Origin of the sequence: Desulfopila aestuarii DSM 18488 (assembly GCF_900143695.1) — a bacterium.
Taxonomy (GTDB): domain Bacteria; phylum Desulfobacterota; class Desulfobulbia; order Desulfobulbales; family Desulfocapsaceae; genus Desulfopila; species Desulfopila aestuarii.
The window spans coordinates 1-18000 of record NZ_FRFE01000010.1 but is presented as its reverse complement, the minus strand read 5'-3'; the positions used below and the strand labels follow the sequence as shown (position 1 = coordinate 18000).

18 protein-coding genes and 1 pseudogene are annotated in these 18000 nt (G+C 50.8%); 10 read left to right on the top strand and 9 right to left on the bottom strand.

What is annotated here, in order from left to right; all coding sequences use genetic code 11:
- Positions 1-57: 57 nt before the first annotated feature.
- Positions 58-189, bottom strand: a complete 132-nt coding sequence (locus BUF15_RS28065; RefSeq protein ID WP_268753180.1) for a hypothetical protein — start codon at positions 187-189, stop codon at positions 58-60.
- Between the two features lie 270 nt (positions 190-459).
- Here BUF15_RS28065 and BUF15_RS11320 point away from each other — a divergent pair, with 270 nt between their 5' ends.
- Together BUF15_RS11320 and BUF15_RS11315 are read left to right on the top strand one after the other, a co-directional pair.
- Complete coding sequence (locus tag BUF15_RS11320; protein ID WP_073613599.1) at positions 460-1980, top strand: AMP-binding protein; 1521 nt, start codon at positions 460-462, stop codon at positions 1978-1980.
- A gap of 180 nt (positions 1981-2160) precedes the next feature.
- Positions 2161-3903: a methyl-accepting chemotaxis protein gene (locus BUF15_RS11315; RefSeq protein ID WP_073613598.1), complete on the top strand. Its 1743-nt coding sequence runs from the start codon at positions 2161-2163 to the stop codon at positions 3901-3903.
- A gap of 91 nt (positions 3904-3994) precedes the next feature.
- On the opposite strand, the gene nrfA is transcribed toward BUF15_RS11315, so the two are convergent.
- Positions 3995-5482: an ammonia-forming cytochrome c nitrite reductase gene (gene nrfA / locus BUF15_RS11310; protein WP_073613597.1), complete on the bottom strand. Its 1488-nt coding sequence runs from the start codon at positions 5480-5482 to the stop codon at positions 3995-3997.
- A gap of 546 nt (positions 5483-6028) precedes the next feature.
- Between nrfA and BUF15_RS11305 the strand changes: the two genes are divergently transcribed.
- Both BUF15_RS11305 and BUF15_RS11300 read left to right on the top strand, forming a co-directional pair.
- On the top strand, positions 6029-6868 hold the full coding sequence (locus tag BUF15_RS11305) for a 50S ribosomal protein L11 methyltransferase (protein ID WP_073613596.1): 840 nt from the start codon (positions 6029-6031) through the stop codon (positions 6866-6868).
- 272 nt (positions 6869-7140) lie between these two features.
- Positions 7141-8085: a universal stress protein gene (locus tag BUF15_RS11300; RefSeq protein ID WP_073613595.1), complete on the top strand. Its 945-nt coding sequence runs from the start codon at positions 7141-7143 to the stop codon at positions 8083-8085.
- 156 nt (positions 8086-8241) lie between these two features.
- Here BUF15_RS11300 and BUF15_RS11295 read toward each other — a convergent pair whose 3' ends face one another.
- The 5 genes from BUF15_RS11295 to BUF15_RS11275 form a co-directional block, all read right to left on the bottom strand.
- Positions 8242-8424 (bottom strand): hypothetical protein, encoded by a 183-nt coding sequence (locus tag BUF15_RS11295; protein WP_073613594.1) that lies wholly within the window; start codon positions 8422-8424, stop codon positions 8242-8244.
- Between the two features lie 250 nt (positions 8425-8674).
- Positions 8675-8968, bottom strand: coding sequence for a hypothetical protein (locus BUF15_RS11290; RefSeq protein WP_073613593.1), 294 nt, complete (start codon positions 8966-8968; stop codon positions 8675-8677).
- 34 nt (positions 8969-9002) lie between these two features.
- Positions 9003-9986 (bottom strand): protein kinase family protein, encoded by a 984-nt coding sequence (locus tag BUF15_RS11285; protein WP_084553897.1) that lies wholly within the window; start codon positions 9984-9986, stop codon positions 9003-9005.
- A 5-nt stretch (positions 9987-9991) separates the two neighbouring features.
- Positions 9992-10447 carry a universal stress protein gene (locus BUF15_RS11280; protein ID WP_073613592.1) on the bottom strand — a complete coding sequence of 152 codons (456 nt, stop codon included), beginning with the start codon at positions 10445-10447 and terminating at the stop codon, positions 9992-9994.
- 51 nt (positions 10448-10498) lie between these two features.
- The gene (locus BUF15_RS11275; RefSeq protein ID WP_073613591.1) at positions 10499-11446 is read right to left on the bottom strand and encodes a ketopantoate reductase family protein; all 948 of its coding nucleotides are present in this window, start codon (positions 11444-11446) and stop codon (positions 10499-10501) included.
- Between the two features lie 340 nt (positions 11447-11786).
- Between BUF15_RS11275 and BUF15_RS11270 the strand changes: the two genes are divergently transcribed.
- From BUF15_RS11270 to nikR, 5 genes are all read left to right on the top strand, one after another.
- Positions 11787-12569 (top strand): amino acid ABC transporter permease, encoded by a 783-nt coding sequence (locus BUF15_RS11270; protein WP_073613590.1) that lies wholly within the window; start codon positions 11787-11789, stop codon positions 12567-12569.
- A gap of 62 nt (positions 12570-12631) precedes the next feature.
- Positions 12632-13459 carry a transporter substrate-binding domain-containing protein gene (locus BUF15_RS11265; RefSeq protein ID WP_073613589.1) on the top strand — a complete coding sequence of 276 codons (828 nt, stop codon included), beginning with the start codon at positions 12632-12634 and terminating at the stop codon, positions 13457-13459.
- 128 nt (positions 13460-13587) lie between these two features.
- Positions 13588-14469: an amino acid ABC transporter permease gene (locus BUF15_RS11260; RefSeq protein WP_073613588.1), complete on the top strand. Its 882-nt coding sequence runs from the start codon at positions 13588-13590 to the stop codon at positions 14467-14469.
- 140 nt (positions 14470-14609) lie between these two features.
- A complete protein-coding gene (locus BUF15_RS11255; RefSeq protein ID WP_073613587.1) occupies positions 14610-15977 on the top strand; it encodes an MFS transporter in 1368 nt (455 codons plus the stop codon).
- A 124-nt stretch (positions 15978-16101) separates the two neighbouring features.
- Positions 16102-16512, top strand: coding sequence for a nickel-responsive transcriptional regulator NikR (gene nikR, locus BUF15_RS11250; protein ID WP_073613586.1), 411 nt, complete (start codon positions 16102-16104; stop codon positions 16510-16512).
- Between the two features lies 1 nt (position 16513).
- Here the strand turns inward: nikR and BUF15_RS11245 are convergent, their stop codons facing one another.
- Both BUF15_RS11245 and BUF15_RS11240 read right to left on the bottom strand, forming a co-directional pair.
- Positions 16514-16828 carry a hypothetical protein gene (locus BUF15_RS11245; RefSeq protein WP_073613585.1) on the bottom strand — a complete coding sequence of 105 codons (315 nt, stop codon included), beginning with the start codon at positions 16826-16828 and terminating at the stop codon, positions 16514-16516.
- On the bottom strand, positions 16806-17468 hold the full coding sequence (locus BUF15_RS11240; RefSeq protein WP_073613584.1) for a nucleotide-binding protein: 663 nt from the start codon (positions 17466-17468) through the stop codon (positions 16806-16808). The genes BUF15_RS11245 and BUF15_RS11240 overlap by 23 nt, the downstream gene beginning before the upstream one ends.
- A gap of 298 nt (positions 17469-17766) precedes the next feature.
- Here BUF15_RS11240 and BUF15_RS11235 point away from each other — a divergent pair.
- Positions 17767-18000: pseudogene (locus tag BUF15_RS11235) on the top strand (IS256 family transposase); the annotation flags it as partial.

Genomic DNA, 18000 nt, shown 5'->3' with positions numbered 1-18000 from the left:
TAAAAAAGATTAACCAAGAAGCGTGCCATTCATACAGCTTAGCCCTTCACTCTGTTTTCACTGGACTTTCACAAAGATCAATGCCATCGACTTCACCTCATCGGACGACAATAGCTGCCCCGCCTCGACAATATTGTCGAACATACGCTCGCCTTCTTCAGTCTGAAACTGTATATTCGCCTTGCCCAATGTATCTCTTGACGTTGCCAAAACGGTCGGAAAATGGTACTTGAAAACCTTGGAAGATGTCGGAAATCTGGGCTATTAGATGATATTTACAGTTAGGGCAGATGCCCACCATCTGACCAGCAACGATTCACATTTCGCCAATGAGCAAACAGAAGCATAGCAAGTTTAGGTCATGCTCATACTGCGGACATATCTTTCAGGTCAGGGAAAAAATCCAAGCCCAACAATGCTTCCGAAAAGGCAGCATTTCACGAACTGCAGGAGGTCTTTGTGCTTTTACACCACAAGTTTATTGATGTAGCCAAAGAGTGCGGAACAAAGCTGGCGCTTCACGATTTCACCACCAACAGCAAGATCACCTACGATCGGGCCCTGATTGCGACCCTGATCCTCACCAGGATTTTCCGGAAGCTGGAGCGCGGTAACATTGGCCTGATGCTCCCCACCTCAGCCGGCTGTATCCTGAGCAAGATAGCAGTCCTGATGAGCGGCCGGACCCCGGTGATGATCAACTATTCGACCGGCGCCGAACAGAACGCCCGCTACGCCCAGCGGAAATGCGATTTCCGAACCATTATCACCTCGAAAGCCCTACTGGAAAAGATCGACTGCCCCTATGTGGATGGCATGGTCTATATCGAAGATATCATGGCAGGGATAAGCAGACTACAGAAGGTGCGGGCCGCCCTCCTCTCCAAACTTCCTGCCGGGCTCATCAAGAAACTGGTCTTCAACGGTCGCGAAGATGCCAATGCCGCCATTCTGTTCACTAGCGGCAGTGAGAAAGACCCCAAAGCGGTGCAGTTGACCCATAGCAATATCAGCGCCAATGTCGCCAGCTGCACCGAGCGGTTCAAGTTCACCAAGGACGAAATTTTTCTTGCCACTCTGCCCTACTTCCATGTCTTCGGCATGACCGTCAACCTGTGGATCCCGATTCATCACGGCAACACCATCCTGACCTACGCCAACCCGCTCGAATATAAAAAGGTATGTGAAATCGCCCGGAATAATAAACCGAGCCTGATGGTTGGAACGCCAAGCTTTTTCTGGGGCTATCTCCGCAAATCAGATACCGGTGATTTTGAATCGCTCCGCATCGCCCTGGTTGGTGCCGATAAGTGCCCGGACTCTCTGCGCGAAGCCTTCAAGGAAAAACACGGCATTACCCTTTTGGAAGGGTATGGTGCCACCGAGTGTTCACCGGTCATATCAGCCAATAGTCCCGAAAACAATCGCCCTGGCAGTGTCGGCAAGCCCATTGATGGCGTTCAGGTCCGGATCGAAAACTACGAAACCGGTGAAGAGTGCGGCCCCGGCGAGGATGGCCGTATCCTCATCAAGGGCGCCAGCGTTATGAAAGGTTACTTCAACGACTTTGAGCAGACTTCACTTCACATTCGCCATGGCTGGTACGATACCGGCGACATGGGTAATCTCGATGCGGACGGTTACCTCTGGCACGTTGGCCGTTTAAAACGGTTTGTCAAAATTGGCGGTGAGATGGTCTCGATGGTAAAAATTGAGGACACTTTAGAGAAGCTTCTCCCGGAAGATGCTCATTGCTCTGTGGTCGAAATCCCCGATGCCATGAAAGGTGCGCGGCTCGTCGCAGTCACCACGGTTCCAGTGGACCAGAAAAACATCATCAAGCAGATGGCGGAGTACCTGCCGGCCATCGCCTTGCCGAAAACCTTTATGGTTATGGAGAATCTGCCGAAGATGGGCAGCGGCAAAATAGATTTTCGGACCATCACTGAAATGGCCCGCGAAGAACTGGCCCGTAAGTAACTCCGGGCTTCTGCAGCAATCAGAACACCCAATCTGTGCCCCCACCCTCAGTTCGGTTGTATCTGTTGCACATCCCTGAATATATCAGGGGTGCGCCTGCAGTGTTACCTGCAACAGCCAAGTATATTCAGCATGTTATGAGATTGTATGAGGCAAACAGATTTAGAAGAGGTGAGGTGTATGGCTGCGTCGTCGTTTTCCTTCAGGTCCGTTTCAAGATTTTTCCCAACTTTTTCAGGTAAGGTCCAAGGCGCGATTGCGCTGCTACTTGTCGCCAACTTCACCAGCCTTGCACTTATGGCCATGGCGATTTTTTTGCCGTCAGTACAGGTTCCACTGTTCATCCTGGCCGGGGTGCTGTGTATACTCTCCATTCCCCTTGGTCTGAGTTTTGGCAAGGCACTCAAGGAGAGCATGCAGGTCACGGTGGACGAAATTGGTTCACTTTTTTCCACAATGCAGGACGGTATGCTGGATCTTTCCTTCCGCAACACCGCAGATAACAGTGACGCCACCCGCAATATTCACCTCAAGCATGAAGAATTTCTTTGTTCCATCCGCCAATTGATCGAACAGATCCGTAAAACCGGTATTGATATCGCCGTAGACGCTGCCAAGGTGGCCAACTCGGTACACAGCACCACCAGCAAGACAGCCGAGCAGCGGGAAATATCCGGTATTGTTTCTGCCGCCAGTGCCGAAGCAAGCAACGCTATTGCCGAGGTTTCCACGTCGACCCAGTATGTGGCAGAAAAAACATCACAGAACCTGAATCTCGCCCAGGGCTCCTACAAAGAACTGATGGCTGCCGCCGGCAAGACCCAGCAGATCAACACCTCTGTCGAATCCTTTCGCAGCACGGTGGATGAACTGGCCACCAGCTCATCCAATATTCTGCAGGCGGTATCGATCATTAACGACATTGCGGAAATGACCAATCTGCTTTCACTCAACGCCACTATTGAGGCGGCCCGCGCCGCAGAACATGGAAAAGGGTTTGCAGTGGTAGCCGAGGAGGTACGGAATCTGGCCAGGCGGATCAAACCGGCCACCCAGGATATTACCGCCAATATCAATTCAATGATCTCCATTGTCGAGCGAACCCGACAGGAAACTGCCGAGATCAGTCAGTATGCGAGTGAAACCACCGCCACGGTCTGTGAGGCCTCAGAAAATTTCAGTTCAATGATGGGCGACTTCGAAGAAGCCAATGAACAGCTTATGAAGATCGCCGCAGCAATTGAGGAGCTCTCCACCAACAATCACGAAGTGGCTGATAAAATCAACATCGTCAACACCTTGAGCCAACAGGTTGCTGAAAATATGCAGGTTTCAGAATCTTCCGTAGCGACACTCACCGGTGTCACAGAAGAGATGCTGGAAATGGTCTCTCGATTCTCAACCGGTGAAGGAACGTTTGATCGCATTATTTCCTGGGCCCAAAAGACCCATGAGCTGTTCCAGGCCGAGGTCCAGGCAATGAAGAAAAATGGTGTGAATGTCTTTGACAACAATTACCGTAAAGTTCCCAACACCAACCCGCAAAAGTACGAAACGGCCTTTACTGCCGCCTTCAGGGAAAAAATGCTGCCGTTATGTGATCGGGCATTACAAGAACTGGACGGGGCAATCTACACACTCGTTATTGACCGAAACGGCTATCTGCCGATCCACCACGGTCCTTTTTCCAAGCCTATGACCGGTGATCCACAGCGCGATCTGCTCTATAGCCGGCATCAACGCATCTTTCTCAGTAACTCTGCAGAAAAGAGGCGGTGCTCTCACACCAAACCAATGCTGCTCCAGACCTATATGCGGGATACAGGCGAAGTCTTGAACGATCTTTCCCTGCCGATCTTTATCGACGGCAAGCACTGGGGTGCGTTCATTATCGGCTGCAAACCGGAAATGCTGATACAATAGGAGCCTTTGTAACAGGTCAAAAAAAAACACCCCACACTGAAATCAGTGTGGGGTGTTTTTTTTGGGGGAGTCTTGTTACAGCAGTGCAGTATTATTTGCTGTACGAACTATTATCTGACATACCCTTTCTGGTATCTGGGCTTAAAACACCTTTTTCTATTGCCTGCTTTTCCCACTCTTTTGCCAGTGTTGCCTTAAACTGCTCTTTCTCGGCCACAAGCTTGGCCAGATTTACACCGGCCAACGCCTGGGCTTTCTCTTTGGTGGAGAAATCAGGTGCAGCAAAACCGGCCGCGCCATGCTTTGCCAGAACCGGAATAAGCTTCAGACGGGCCTGCTGAGCAGTCTCGTTGGCAACGGCAAGAAGACGAAGTGTCTCCTCCGGAGCATGGAAGAATGAACCATGGCTGGCGATAGAGTAATCCCATTTCCACTGGGCATGACGGATATCGGTCAGGATGTCTTTCATCTCGTCCTCGGTGGCTCCAACTTCCCAGGCCTTGCCAGCCTCGAGGTGGGCCTTGGCGAGATTATCCATGGCAATTTCCATCAGCTGCTCTTTTCGTTCCAACTTCTCTTCAACTACCGCCTTAATGACTTCGGCGTCCTGGTCATGGCAACCGACACAAACGATATCGTCGGTGGCCAGAGGGCTGGCTATATGATGATCACTGAAGGTTTCATCACCCTCTTTCTTGCTTGGCATATGACAGTCAGCACAGCTTACGCCACTTTTGGCGTGAATGCCGGTGGAATAGATCTCATAACCGGGATGCTGGGCCTTCAACATCGGGGTTTTGCTGATACCATGGGTCCAGTCGCTGAAGTTGATATCATCGTAATATTTCTCCATCGCCTCTGCTGACAGACCGTTATCCCAGGGAAGGGTGACAACGCCGGCGGTCTTCTTGTTGCCATCTTTGTCGGTCCATTCAGTCTTCTTGAAGTAGTATTCTACATGGCACTGAGCACAGGCAAGGGTTCTCATATCTTCACTGTCGACCTTTTTGGTGTCGACACCAATGGCCTCAAGACCTTTGGTCAGATATGGACGGGAGATCTGCAACTCGCCGGTCTGGCTGCTGTGACAGTCGGCACAACCGATAGAGTTAACAATCTCATTGCCGTACTTGGCCCATTTTCCGGTGAAGTATTCGAGTTCGCCGTCACGTTCCATGATGCGCGGAACGTCTGGTGATTTACAGGTCCAGCAAGCGGTTGGCATGGGGCCGGTATCGGGACCTACCGGTGCACCGGTGCGCAGAGAATTGACATTGGACTGTAAAGCGTAAAAATGTCCGCGTGGCGCATTGTAATCCTTGGCAAAACCATAACCGGCCCAGAGAATTGCCAGTTGCGGTTTCTTGGCGATCATGTCGGTTATCGAGTCATTTTCAGAGGTCTGCTTCCAGGAATTATACTGGTTCGGATATTTTTCGGCCCATTTATCGCTACGCCCCTCTACTCCTTTCTCCAAAACTCCGCCTTTTGCCATCTCAGCTATTCCCGGGCCACTGAAGGCAAGAACGGCACCAACCGCAACCAGCGAACCGGCAAGCAGTACACTTGTTTTTCTCATAACATCTCCTTTGAAAATTTTTTCCTACTTTCGAGATAACGTCTTCAGCCATTTTCCCATCCCAAAAAACGGCCGCTATCGCTACTGGCTCTGGCGGGTCTGACGCAAAGATCCATCGACCTCCGCACTGAGCAACCAAAACACGTGATATCTTTTCGTTGCAATGACCATACCTATTATTTTCAAACGTATTTACATAATGTTACGAGATACAATAATCGATGGCGTTACCGCAAGGTAACATGCCGTTCCCCCTGCGTGCTACCGGCTGGTAACACCAGTCTCATCTCTTCGGGCCGCTGAAAATTCTGAACCTTTGCAAAAAGCTCTTCTGGCAGCATATAGCAAAACAGGAGTAGAACGCACAAAACAAGAGTTTGGCACTATTGCTCTTCAAATAGAATTGATGTTATTGACTACTTTGGCAGTTCCAAGCGTCATCACACTTTAACAAAATGAGCAGGTGCGATATAAACACTACGTATTAGCCTAGCATCAACGGACCAAAAAGTACAATATCCTCACGGAGAAAAACATCTTCTGATCATGACACGAGCAACCGACGCACTCCGGCCCGACTCCCTTTTATACATCTACTATCTGGCAGGCAAAATCCCGAAAGACTACCGGATCAGCCATGATGCTTTTCTCGGTAACTGGGAAGAAGATGATTTTTCTTTTCTCTTTTTTCTTGAAGAGACACCAGTCGAAGTCGAAACCCTGATCGCCCGGTGGCCGCAACTGCAATTACTCGATACCTACCAGATGACCTATGCCGACTGGCAAGGAGGATCGATTGAGCCGCTTCACATCGGTCGGTTTATCCTCCAGCCACCATGGGAGACGGTAGTTCCTCAAGAAGGCGAAATTGCCCTCACCCTCAACTCTGGCGTGGTGTTCGGCAACGGTACCCATCCCACCACTCACGACTGCCTTGAAGCAATCGAAATCGCCTGCCGGGGCAATAAGGTCCAAACCATGTACGATCTCGGCACCGGCACAGGCGTACTGGCTCTGGCTGCGGCAAAGCTCGGATGTCCCAGATGTCTGGCTGTCGATTTCAACCATCTGGCCGCTACCACGGCACAAACCAACGTCCGGCTCAACGGCCTTGAAGAGAACATCCTGGTGGTGAACGGTAGAGCTGAGGAGTTGCTTTCTTGCCCCAGCGATCTCCTGGTGGCGAATATCCATTATGCGGTTATGAAGGACATCGTCAGAAGCGAAGGTTTCCTTCGCCAGAAGTGGTTTGTCCTCTCCGGCCTCTTGAACAGCGAAGCTGAACAAATCAGGGACTATCTGCGCACTCAGCCAGTACTGCTGCTCAAACAGTGGCACCAGAATGGTGTATGGAACACCATCCTGGGAATTACCGAAAACAATTGATTCCCCCGCAACCAGTGTCAAAAAAACTGACTTAAGCTGTAACACCCTCTTTACAGATGCCGGGCACCATTCTCATCCTTCCCGGCCTACCCCCTTAAATGCCAGTTCGTAATGTCCTGAATTTGCTTGTCTTTACCTTTATCGACATTCCTGGTCCAAGAGTTGCTTAAAGATACGTAACGAAACGGTAACATCCCAGGTTGCAGGGCACCACAATCTGCTTCCGGAGGAATCCCTTTTGACTAAAACAACTCAAGACAATGGAGATCATTATGAGCGAAACACCCACAAGAATTCTCATCGCCGTTGACGGCTCAAACGAGTCCCTCAATGTTGTGCGCTACGTCGGCGCCTCGGCGCAACCTGCCGGTACGGAAGTTGTGCTCTACACAGTACTCAGCAAAATTCCCGAAACATTCTGGGATAGCGGTAAAGATTCCCTCTGGGGACCAAAGATCGAGGCCGCCCGCAAATGGGAGAAGAGACAACTGGATCATGCAGTGGGTACTATCAACAGCGCCTTCCAGATTTTGACGGAGCATGGCTTCCCACCGGCCCAGGTAACCACCAAGATCAGCCCTCAACTGGAAGGTGTTGCCCGCGACATTATTGCTGAAGCGAGAAGACAGTACGATATCCTGGTTATTGGCCGCGGCAAATCAGCCTCGATGCAGGATCAGGTACTGGGCAGTGTAGCCAGCAAGGTTATTGGCAGCGGCCCGGCTCCCGCAATCTGGTTGGTCGGCGCCAAACCAATATCCGACCGGGTACTGATCGCCATGGACCATTCGGCCAGTGCCCTGAAGGTTGTTCGCCATGGAGCCACCGTTCTGAACAGAAAGACAAACTCCATCACGCTTTTTCACGCCATTCGCGGTATTGCCGCGATCTCGCCACCGGAGATGGCAGACATCTTTCCACGTTCCTACCAAGAGCAGCTGATCCGTGATGCTGAAAGGGACATGCAACCGGTGATCCTCCAGGCCGAGGCCCTCTTAAACGAACTCGACATCGCCCCCGATCGCATTGCCACTCGGATCGCAACCGGTGTCCGCAGCCGAGCGGCTTCCATCATCGACGAAGCCCAAAAAGAAGGTTGCGGCACTATCGTTGTGGGTAGAAGAGGTGTCACCGAGGTTAGCGATTTTTCGATGGGCCGGGTAACCAACAAGCTCGTTCAACTGGCCAAGGAACAAGCACTCTGTATTGTAGGATAATTGAGAAAGGGACAATAAAAAACCGGCTGGGAAATAGATCTCCCTGCCGGTCGATAACATAGCACAGGCCGTGATAGTGGTTCAAAGTTGCAATCACATTTCAAACGTCACAGAGCTGCGAGATGATTCTCTTCATAGTCTCGGGTGAGTAATATGCTACGCCTTCCCCTCCCTCACACTCTTGATAATACGCTGACACTCGTTTTCCGCATCCATATCATTTTTTGCCGTAATCGTGCGAAAGACAGAGAGATCAGTTTTTTTGATCAATTCATAGCTGTCATCACCGATATTCTCCAGTAGCCAATCCCGCCACTGATGAACCGTCCTTCTTCTCATGCCATCCTCCGCAAATAACCTGGTGTACCTTCTCCAACACTGGTCGCATCATGCCACGAATCACAACAGACTACCCGCTTAATCTGCACCCCAAAGAATTGCTGCCATGCAAATCGGCATGTTGGATCCCAAATTAGAGAGCGCGGGGGTCTCTCATCGGCAGGCTACCAGGAGGTGAAATTACATAAAAAGTCAGGAATATTGAGATATTGAGTGAGAGTAGGCCACCCTCCGGGCAGCCATCCAATCATCAGGCTTGATAGATGGTATCGGCAATATCCGAAATTTCGCAATGGATCTGATGCGCCGTCAGAATCGACATCAACGCAGGCAACTGCTGGCAGGTGCCAAGAGAAATTTCCAAACCACCCTCTTCTTCTCGAAGTTGGTACCCTCTGTCAGCCAGCAGCACACATGCCTCTTCAAAGCGATCGACAACAATCCCTGTCAGGGAGAAATCCTCCATATACCGTTCAGGCAATCTGCCGTTCAGATAACAGGCACGGATCGTTGTATCATCAGGTAGAAGCGCGATTTTCACCATGTGTACTCCTCATACTAGCACCAGATCATCCTCATCACCAGATTCGTGCCACCGCCCGGTGCAAATCAGCGCAAAACTCATCCACCGTATCGTACATCACCTCGGTACCTGCAGAGAAGTAGAGCAGGATGTCGTTTAAGGCATCGGGGATGTAGGGATAGATCTTCTGGAGGTTGAAGATCCGGTCCTTGGCAACAAGGGCAAGATCACCATCGGTAATGCGGTCGAAGACCTTCTCACCGAAAGCCGGATTTTTCATGAGATCACCAGGCCGAAAGTTCTGCTGACCAATGAGAAACAATAACACATTGCCAAGTCCGAACAGGTCCATGGCGTAGGGACGTTCCGGCAGGTAGAAATCGTAATCGAAATCGATCCAAATAAAATGGCCGTCCTCGCGATCGACAAAGATATGGTCCCTCCGGATATCCCCATGTTTTAAGCCATGGGAATGGAGCATGGCAATGGACTCCACAGAAACGAGAAAACGGCGCAGCACATCCGACAGATAGTGCTCAAAGTATTCAAGATGACTCGCTCCCATCTTGAACACCTCTTTATCCAACCGCTGACCATTGACAATTTTCAGTATCCGTACCAGATTTCCGGCATCGTCCAGTGTCGCGTAGCCTTGCATAAAGGAGGGATTGCCACGGGTGAGTTCAATGACCCGCGCCTCTTTTTCCGGGCTGCGATAACAAGTGACCTCAAGGCCACCCAGGCGGATGGTGTAGGTCTCGTGAAAAACGAGTTTTACAATATTTCGTTCTTCACTCTCCAGATCATACACCTTCGGCACCCACTGTTTCGGCTGCTCATCGACGCCAAACCGCCCCTCGCGGGTATATCCCACAACCAGCAGGTAACGATTGTCGACATGGATCACATCACCATAGTCGATATTGACGAAATCACTCGTATCCTTCCAGAGCCGCGGTTTTCGACGCATGGAGCGTACCGCTACATGGCCCTGCAACCGTGGCAGGATATGTTCGGGGAAAAGGCTCCAATCCATCATGGTCCTCACCCGACAATCCAAGAAGTGAAGTTTTTGGAGTGGCGAGCCAGCGCGTTCGAGATTGAACCAAAGAGAAACTCCTCGGCCTTGGAAACGCCCCGTTTTCCCGCCACCACGGTGCCGAAATCCCCCTCGGCCCGAGCCTCGAGAACGACTTCACTGATGGTCCTCCCTTCAGCCATTTCCACCCGACGACTGATACGCGATTCAGGAACCCCCGCAGCCAGAAGCTGTGTGACAGCCTCGTCCAACATTTCCTTGGCCCGCGCTTCACGCATGGCTTTGTAGTTGTCCAGCCGGCCGCCCTGGGTATAGTAATCGGGTGGTGGCTCGGGATAGACGTTTAAGATGCAGACTTCCGCCTCTCGCATAAGCGGCGCGATGTTGCAAACATAGCGCACCGCCCGCTCCGAGGTCGGGCTGCCATCCACCGCAAGCAATATCTTCTGCCAGTTTTTCATCGTCGCCCTCTCCGCCGCTGTTACGGTTTTTAAAGAGCTGAATCATTCCCATTAAAACTGCTCCATGCCAGGCCGCCATTTTTCCAAAAGCTTCACCAGTTCAACCATGGCCTGATGGGTTGGTACAGAGATTCCACGTTCAGCCGCATAGCGGCAAATCGCCCCGTTCTGAGCATCGATCTCGGTCATCCGGTCGTTCAAAATATCCTGCAGCATCGATGACAGGTTATTTGAGCTGCGCTGGCAGGCATCAAAGAGGAGCTCATAGAGATCTTTATAGACCAGGTCGATACCACAGGCATCCGCCACGGCCTTGCCCTCGTCCAGTAGCCGCTTCATCAGGGTGATGGATTCCATCTTGCCGGTCAGACAACCATTTGGCACTTTCAAGATCGATGACAGAGGGTTGATGGCCGAATAGACAATCACCTTGCACCAAAGACGGCCGACGATCCGTTTTGCCACCTGGGTGGTGATGCCGCCCGCCTCGAAGACGTTGGCGATTTTCTGGACCCGTTCGGTAATCTGCCCATCCAGCTCCCCTATATAGGTTTTGCCTTCCCGGCCATAACGGACCTTAGAGGTACCGAGCGCGGTTCCGGACATGAAAGTGAAGCCGGCAAGGATATGCTGCCGGGGAACAAGCTGCTCCATTATTTCGATATTGCCGAGTCCTGTCTGCACCCCGAGCAAAGGGCAGTCACTGTTGATGAGATGCGCCACTGACTCGGTTGCCACCCGGGTGGCGAATGACTTCACCATCAACATTACCAGATCGCATCCGGACACCAGGGAGGCATCTGTGATTGCCGTCACCGGTACCGGTGTCACCATATCGGGATCACCCATGCTGCTGGCCACCACCCCGATACCCTTGTCCTTCATGGCGTCGACCACTTCCGCGTCGATATCAAGGAGAGTTACTTCATTTTTCGCTTTGGCCAGTAAAGAACCAAACAACCTGCCTATTGCCCCGCCACCAACGATTACAATTCTCATGTTTGCTCCGAAGTCCTGGTTTCGTATAATTTCTCGTAAACCCTTGAGTCAGCCTGAAAACCGTTTGATTAAGCGCAATGGTCCGTGAACAACTTCCATCCTCTGTTTATATTGTATAGTCTGGCGGAGACGAAATCAAATCGACACAAGCATATAGCTCGCATCTTTTGCTCTCGGGCTGCAACCACCAACCACTGCTGAGAGAGGTAAATAGAACCTGGCATTTTCATGCATTTTCAGGTAGGTTGATGAGCACTGAGAAGAAAACCCATTACTATTGATATCTTATTCGTTTCACATGCCTATTCTGCGACTATTGCATATTCCGGGACTTTCCCGAATGCAGTCAGTTCTGCGTTCACCGCTCATTGACGTGATGCAGTTCCTGATACTGGTGTGGGGATTGTACTGGCTTGCCACCATAAGCATTGATAACATCGGCTATAACTGGCAGTGGTACCAGATCCCGAAAATGCTCTACAGCTGGAACGAGCATGGTTTCACCGCCGGCCCTTTGCTCAAGGGACTTCTCATCACTCTGAAAATTTCCGCCATCAGTCTTGTTCTCTCGCTTGTCATCGGTCTTATTACTGCAATTTTCCGGCTCTCCGGCTCGCCCGTGGCAGCCGCACTTGCACGAATCTATCTCGAACTGAGCCGCAACACCCCGCTGCTTATCCAGATTTTTTTCATCTATTTCGTCCTCGGCCCCGTTCTCGGCCTGGAACGGATGGCCTCGGCAATCCTTGCTCTCAGTCTATTCGAAGGGGCATATGCTTCCGAGATTTTTCGTTCAGGCATACTTTCCGTAGCAACAGAGCAGCATGAGGCTGCAAAAAGCCTTGGGCTCAGTAACTACTACACCTACCGCTTCATAATTTTACCCCAGGCGGTACGTACCATGTTGCCCCCCCTCACCAGCCAGGCCGTCTCACTGGTCAAGGATTCCGCCCTGGTGAGCACCATAGCCATTTACGACCTGACCATGCAGGCCCAGGCACTGATCGCCGAGACCTATCTCACCTTTGAGATCTGGTTCACGGTGGCCGGCATGTACCTCATGGTCACCATATTGCTGTCGATATGCGTCAGTTTTTTAGAGCACCGCATGAAATTGCCCTGATAAGCCCGGGATACCATGCATGCCGAATGCATCCGAACAACCATTACACAGGATGAATAGTCATGAAGAAAAACACCTTACTCATTTTACCCATTGCCCTTGCAATGCTGGTACTGGCCACTATCGCCGGTGCCGCTACAATGCAGCAACAACTCATCAACGAGAGCACAATTGAGCAGGTAGTAAAACGAGGGGTACTGCGGGTAGGTATGGATATTTTCCAGCCGTGGGCCATGAAAGATAAAAACGGTAAATTGATCGGTTTTGAAATCGATGTCGCCACCCGGCTGGCCGAGGATATGGGAGTGAAAGTCGAGTTCGTGCCCACAGCCTGGTCCGGCATCATCCCGGCACTTTTGACCGGCAAATTCGACGTCATCATCGGCGGCATGGGCATCACCGCTAAGCGTGGTCTGAAAGTGAACTTTTCCCAGCCCTATGATTACTCCGGCATGGGGATAGTTGCCCACAAGCAGGTAGCTGCGGGGTTTGATTCGCTGGAAGCTTTCAATAAAGCGGATGTGCAAATTGCGGTAAAGCTCGGCACCACCGCTGCAGCCGCCGCCAAGAAATACCTGCCCAATGCCCAGCTCAGGATGTTTGAAAACGAGACCCAGGCTTACCAGGAACTGCGTAACGGCAAGGTTCATGCCGTGGTCGGTTCTGCCCCACGACCGGCATATGAGGCAGTCGATTACCCCGACAGTCTCTTTTTGCCAATCGAAGGCACCTTCACCAAAGAACCGATCGGTTTTGCCATGCGTAAAGGCGATCCCGACACCCTGGCTTATTTCAATAGTTGGATCACCACCGTGCAAATGGAAGGCTGGCTGCAGGAGCGCCACAACTACTGGTTCGGCACCAAGAACTGGAAGGATCAGGTGGAGTAGATCGACCTGATGATTTTTCGCATTAGCATTCACGGCGGGAGCGTCCTATCTGGACTTTTCCCGCCGTATCCTTCATGTCTTGAGCCATGGCCGCGCCCGGAGTTTGTTCAGGGGGACCACTCTTTCTCATGAACTCCGAGACACGACGTTTTTCTTCTCTTGACGTGCTGGCCATAGCTCTGGTGGTTGGACTTCTAGGCTATATCGGCTACCGGCTCTTTTTTGCCCTCAATTACAAGTGGAACTGGGGGATAATCCCCACCTACATGATCCGTTTTGACGAAGGGGGCCACTGGCACGCCAACGTCCTGCTCGAAGGGTTTCTCACTACCCTCAAGCTCAGCATCTGGGGCATGGTGCTCGCTACCTTTGCCGGTGTAGTCATGGGGCTTATGCGGGTTGCCGGACGCCTGCTGCCCCGGCTGGTCGGTCTTTCTTATGTCGAGCTGATCCGGAACACCCCGCCTCTAGTACTGGTTTTTATCTTCTACTATTTTGTGAGCGACCAGTTGCTGCCCCATTTCGGAATAGAAGATTTCTACCGTAATGCGTCGCCAGCGTTACAGAAGCAGCTGGCTTATATCTCAGCCAGCCCCGAACTCATCACTCCTTTTCTCTCCGGCGTTCTTACCATCGGTCTTTTTCAGGGTGCCTATATCACCGAAATTGTCCGGGCCGGCATCCAGGCCATTGATATCGGTCAATGGGAGGCCTCCAGCGCCCTCGGCCTGAACCGTTTCCAGCAGATGCGTCACATCATCTTACCGCAGTCGATACGCATCATGCTGCGGCCACTGGCCAACGAGTTTATCAACACCATCAAATATTCCTCGATCGTCTCCATCATCTCTATCCAGGAACTGACCTTCCAGGGCATGCAGGTTATGGCCTCTACCCAGGCAACGATCGAAATCTGGTTGACCATTACCGCTATGTACCTCCTCGTCTGCCTGGTACTTTCACTGATGGTCGGCCAACTGGAACAGCGGTTGAACAACCACGCACGGTAGTTCCGCATTACACGCGTTTTACACCAAACACCTTTTCTTCCTGGACTTCCGAACAATATGTGGTCAAACTCCTGCATGAGCATAACCGTTTTTGCACCTCATCCGATAACGACCATGAACCTCAGCAAATACACGCCATAATGCCAGCGACCTCACCCTTTGCCATCCCTAATATCCGACTCTTTATTGCGTTTCGTATTCTGTTCAACTGCAGGTTCTATTATCCAATCTTCACCATTCTTTTTCTTGATTACGGCCTGACCATTGAACAATTCGCGCTTTTAAACACCGTCTGGGCCATCACCATTTTTTGCGCCGAGGTACCTTCCGGGGCTCTGGCCGACGTACTCGGCCGCAAACAACTGCTGGTGGCCACAGCGCTCTTGATGGTGGTCGAGATGGGCATCATTGCCTTTGTGCCGGTAGTTAACATTACCCTGGTTTTCTGGGCCTTTCTCATCAACCGGGTCATGAGCGGCCTGGCCGAGGCTATGGCCAGTGGCGCTGATGAAGCAATCGCCTTCGATTCTTTGAGCGAAGAGGGACTCGCCTGCTGCTGGCCCAAAGTGCTTAGCCTGCAGATGCGTTTGAAATCCATAGGCAGCATCATCACCGGAATCCTCGGTGCCCTGATCTACGACCCGAATATGATGAATCGGCTCCTTAATCTGATAGGCAGTGGAATTACGGTTAATCAACAACAGACCATGCGCTATCCGGTTTACCTGACCCTGATACTTGCACTTTTAGCCACCTTTACCGCCTTTCTTTTTCAGGAGTCCGACGATCAGCAACAACAGCGTATAAAAGGGCAGGGGTTTATCCGCAACATGAAAGCCGCCATGGCCGTAACCCTTCAGGCCGGCAACTGGATCATGCAGACACCGTTTGCCCTTGCAGTCATTCTATTTGGCATGTTTTATGACCATATTCTGCGGATGCTGATCACCCTGACCAGCCAGTATTACCGGTTGATAGAACTCCCCGAAGCGAGTTTTGGGGTCCTCGGAGCCGCAATGTCTCTCTTTGGCCTCTATATTCCAAAACTCTGTGAACAGATGGTGGACCGTTACAGCCCACGCCAGAACATGTTCCTACTTCTGGCAATTACCCTGGCGGCAATTTTTATTATGCGTGGCTTTTATCCCTATATAGGTCTGGTAGCCATTGCTTTTGTCTATGTTGGACTCACCATGGTGAGCTTTTTCACCAGCCACTATCTGAACCAGATTACCACCTCATCACAGCGGGCCACTGTTCTCAGTTTCAAGGGCATGGCGTTTAATCTTGGGTATGGTCTCATTGGAATACTGTTCGCTCTGCTCATGCAACAGATGAGAGGTGTCACTGCCGGTGCTCACCCCAACTGGAGCAGCTCGATCATTGAAGAGCAGAGCTTTATGCTGTCCATTGGCTGGTTCCCCTGGTACACATTACTTCTCTTTGTCGGTATGCTGTTGCTTAACCACCAAAGACTGCAGGGAAAACCTGTTAGTGCTAAGGAGTGATGACTACAAGTAATCAGCGTAGGCACAGTTGTGAGGATATGCTATAGTACGCTGCATAGTCAGAGAAAATACCTATAACAACAACCCATCAAATTCATCTTCTCCCACAGGAGCGTTGCCAGCCATGCTGAAACGATTTTCCATCTCTCTGGAAGAGTCCCTACTCGATATTTTTGACAGACATATCCTTGCCCACAGCTATAACAACCGCTCCGAAGCGATCAGGGACCTGATCAGGAAGGCCTTTGTCAAAACAGAATGGGAGGCTGACAAATATGTGATGGGCGTTATCAGTCTGGTGTACGATCATCATCAGCACAAGCTGCAGGAAAAAGTCACCGAGGTGCAACACGACTACCACCACCATATAGTTTCAACTACCCACGTGCACATGGATCACCATAATTGCCTGGAAGTGATCGTCGTCAAGGGAAAAGCCAAAGAGGTACAGGAACTTGCCGATCGACTCATTGCCCTGCGCGGCGTACGCGACGGCAATCTTGCCATGAGTAGCACAGGCAAAGCCCTACACTAGCTCACCTGCTTCCAGTCAACCGATCAATCTCCTTGTCGATTTCCGGAGCGATTTTCTCCAAAATGAACGAGGTCATATTGTATGGCGTATAACTCGTTATGTGTTTTAATTTCAGGTAGAGGGGCTCAGGCATTTTCAGCAGTACCTGTTTCATGACATCCTCACGCACATAGGGCTCTTCCCAGGCGTAGACCTGCTGTACAGGCTCTAAATTCTCCGGAGGCAATGCACCGGCGGCAAAGGCATCCAAAGCTGCATCCCTGTCCTTGAGACCTGGTGTGGAACGTAACGGACTAGTTGTTTTTTTCGTTGCCATAGATTTCCTCATACAGTTCTTCTATTTCAGCAATTGCCTTACGGTCTGTGCGAAATTCCACCACAGCCAAACCATCACGAGCCGATTTACGAAACGCTATGCGATCACGAATCGTTGCTTCCAGCAGCATGAGGCTCTGGAAATTTTCCTGCTCGATGAAATCACGGGCTTCCCGGTCTTCTCGCACTACCGGATTTGTCGAGACTCTGTTCAATACCAGATAGGCCTTCAGCTTTTCATTTAAGCCTTTTGCCATTTCCACCAGAGTGTCCATCTGGCGGACCGTCCAGATATCAAACTGAAACGGTTGAACCGGAATATACGCCCGGTCGGCCACTCCGAGAGCATAGCGCAATTCCAGAGAATCTCGACCACCGGCATCAATGATAATTTCCTCATATCGCTCTGCTAGGTCACGCACCTGTGCGGGGAGCCCTTTACCGAATTTCTGTACACAGGGAACCCGCGGCTCAATCTCATCTTCTTCCCGAACCGTCGCCCAGAGCGAAGCCGTCCCCTGCCGATCGGTGTCCAACAGCAATACATCTTTGCCATCTTTTGCCAGCATAGCCGCGATATTCGTGGCCAATGTGGTCTTGCCGGTCCCACCTTTCTCTCCACCAAACACCGTAATACCCATCAGTTACCTCTGCATAGTCATTATATAATATATATACTATATATATTATATCATATATTCATTTTATATATACTATATATATCATATTGTCAATATTGCTGAAAGGTCGACTTTGATACTATCAACAACTATTCAACTAGAAGGAAAATGTATCCATCTTCGAGTATGAAAATCCATCTTTGCGATACAAAGAAGAGTTATGCTCAAAAGTGGTGTTTGAGGGAGAATTTAAAAAGAAATGACGTATCCTGTTGGAATCAGTTCGCCAAAACAGAATTCCAACAAAAAAGGATACGTCATGATCAACAGTAAAGTTATCACACTGAAAAAGCCAGGAGAGTTTGTCGAAGACCCGCTGACCGAACTGTTACGTACCGGCGCCCGACAACTCATTGCTGATGCGGTTGAGGCTGAATTGCAGGACCTGCTCCAGTATTACGCAGAGCTGAGAAATGAGAAAGGGCACATGCAGGTTGTGCGCAATGGCTATTTGCCTGAAAGAGAAATTCTCACAGGTCTTGGGCCGGTCAAG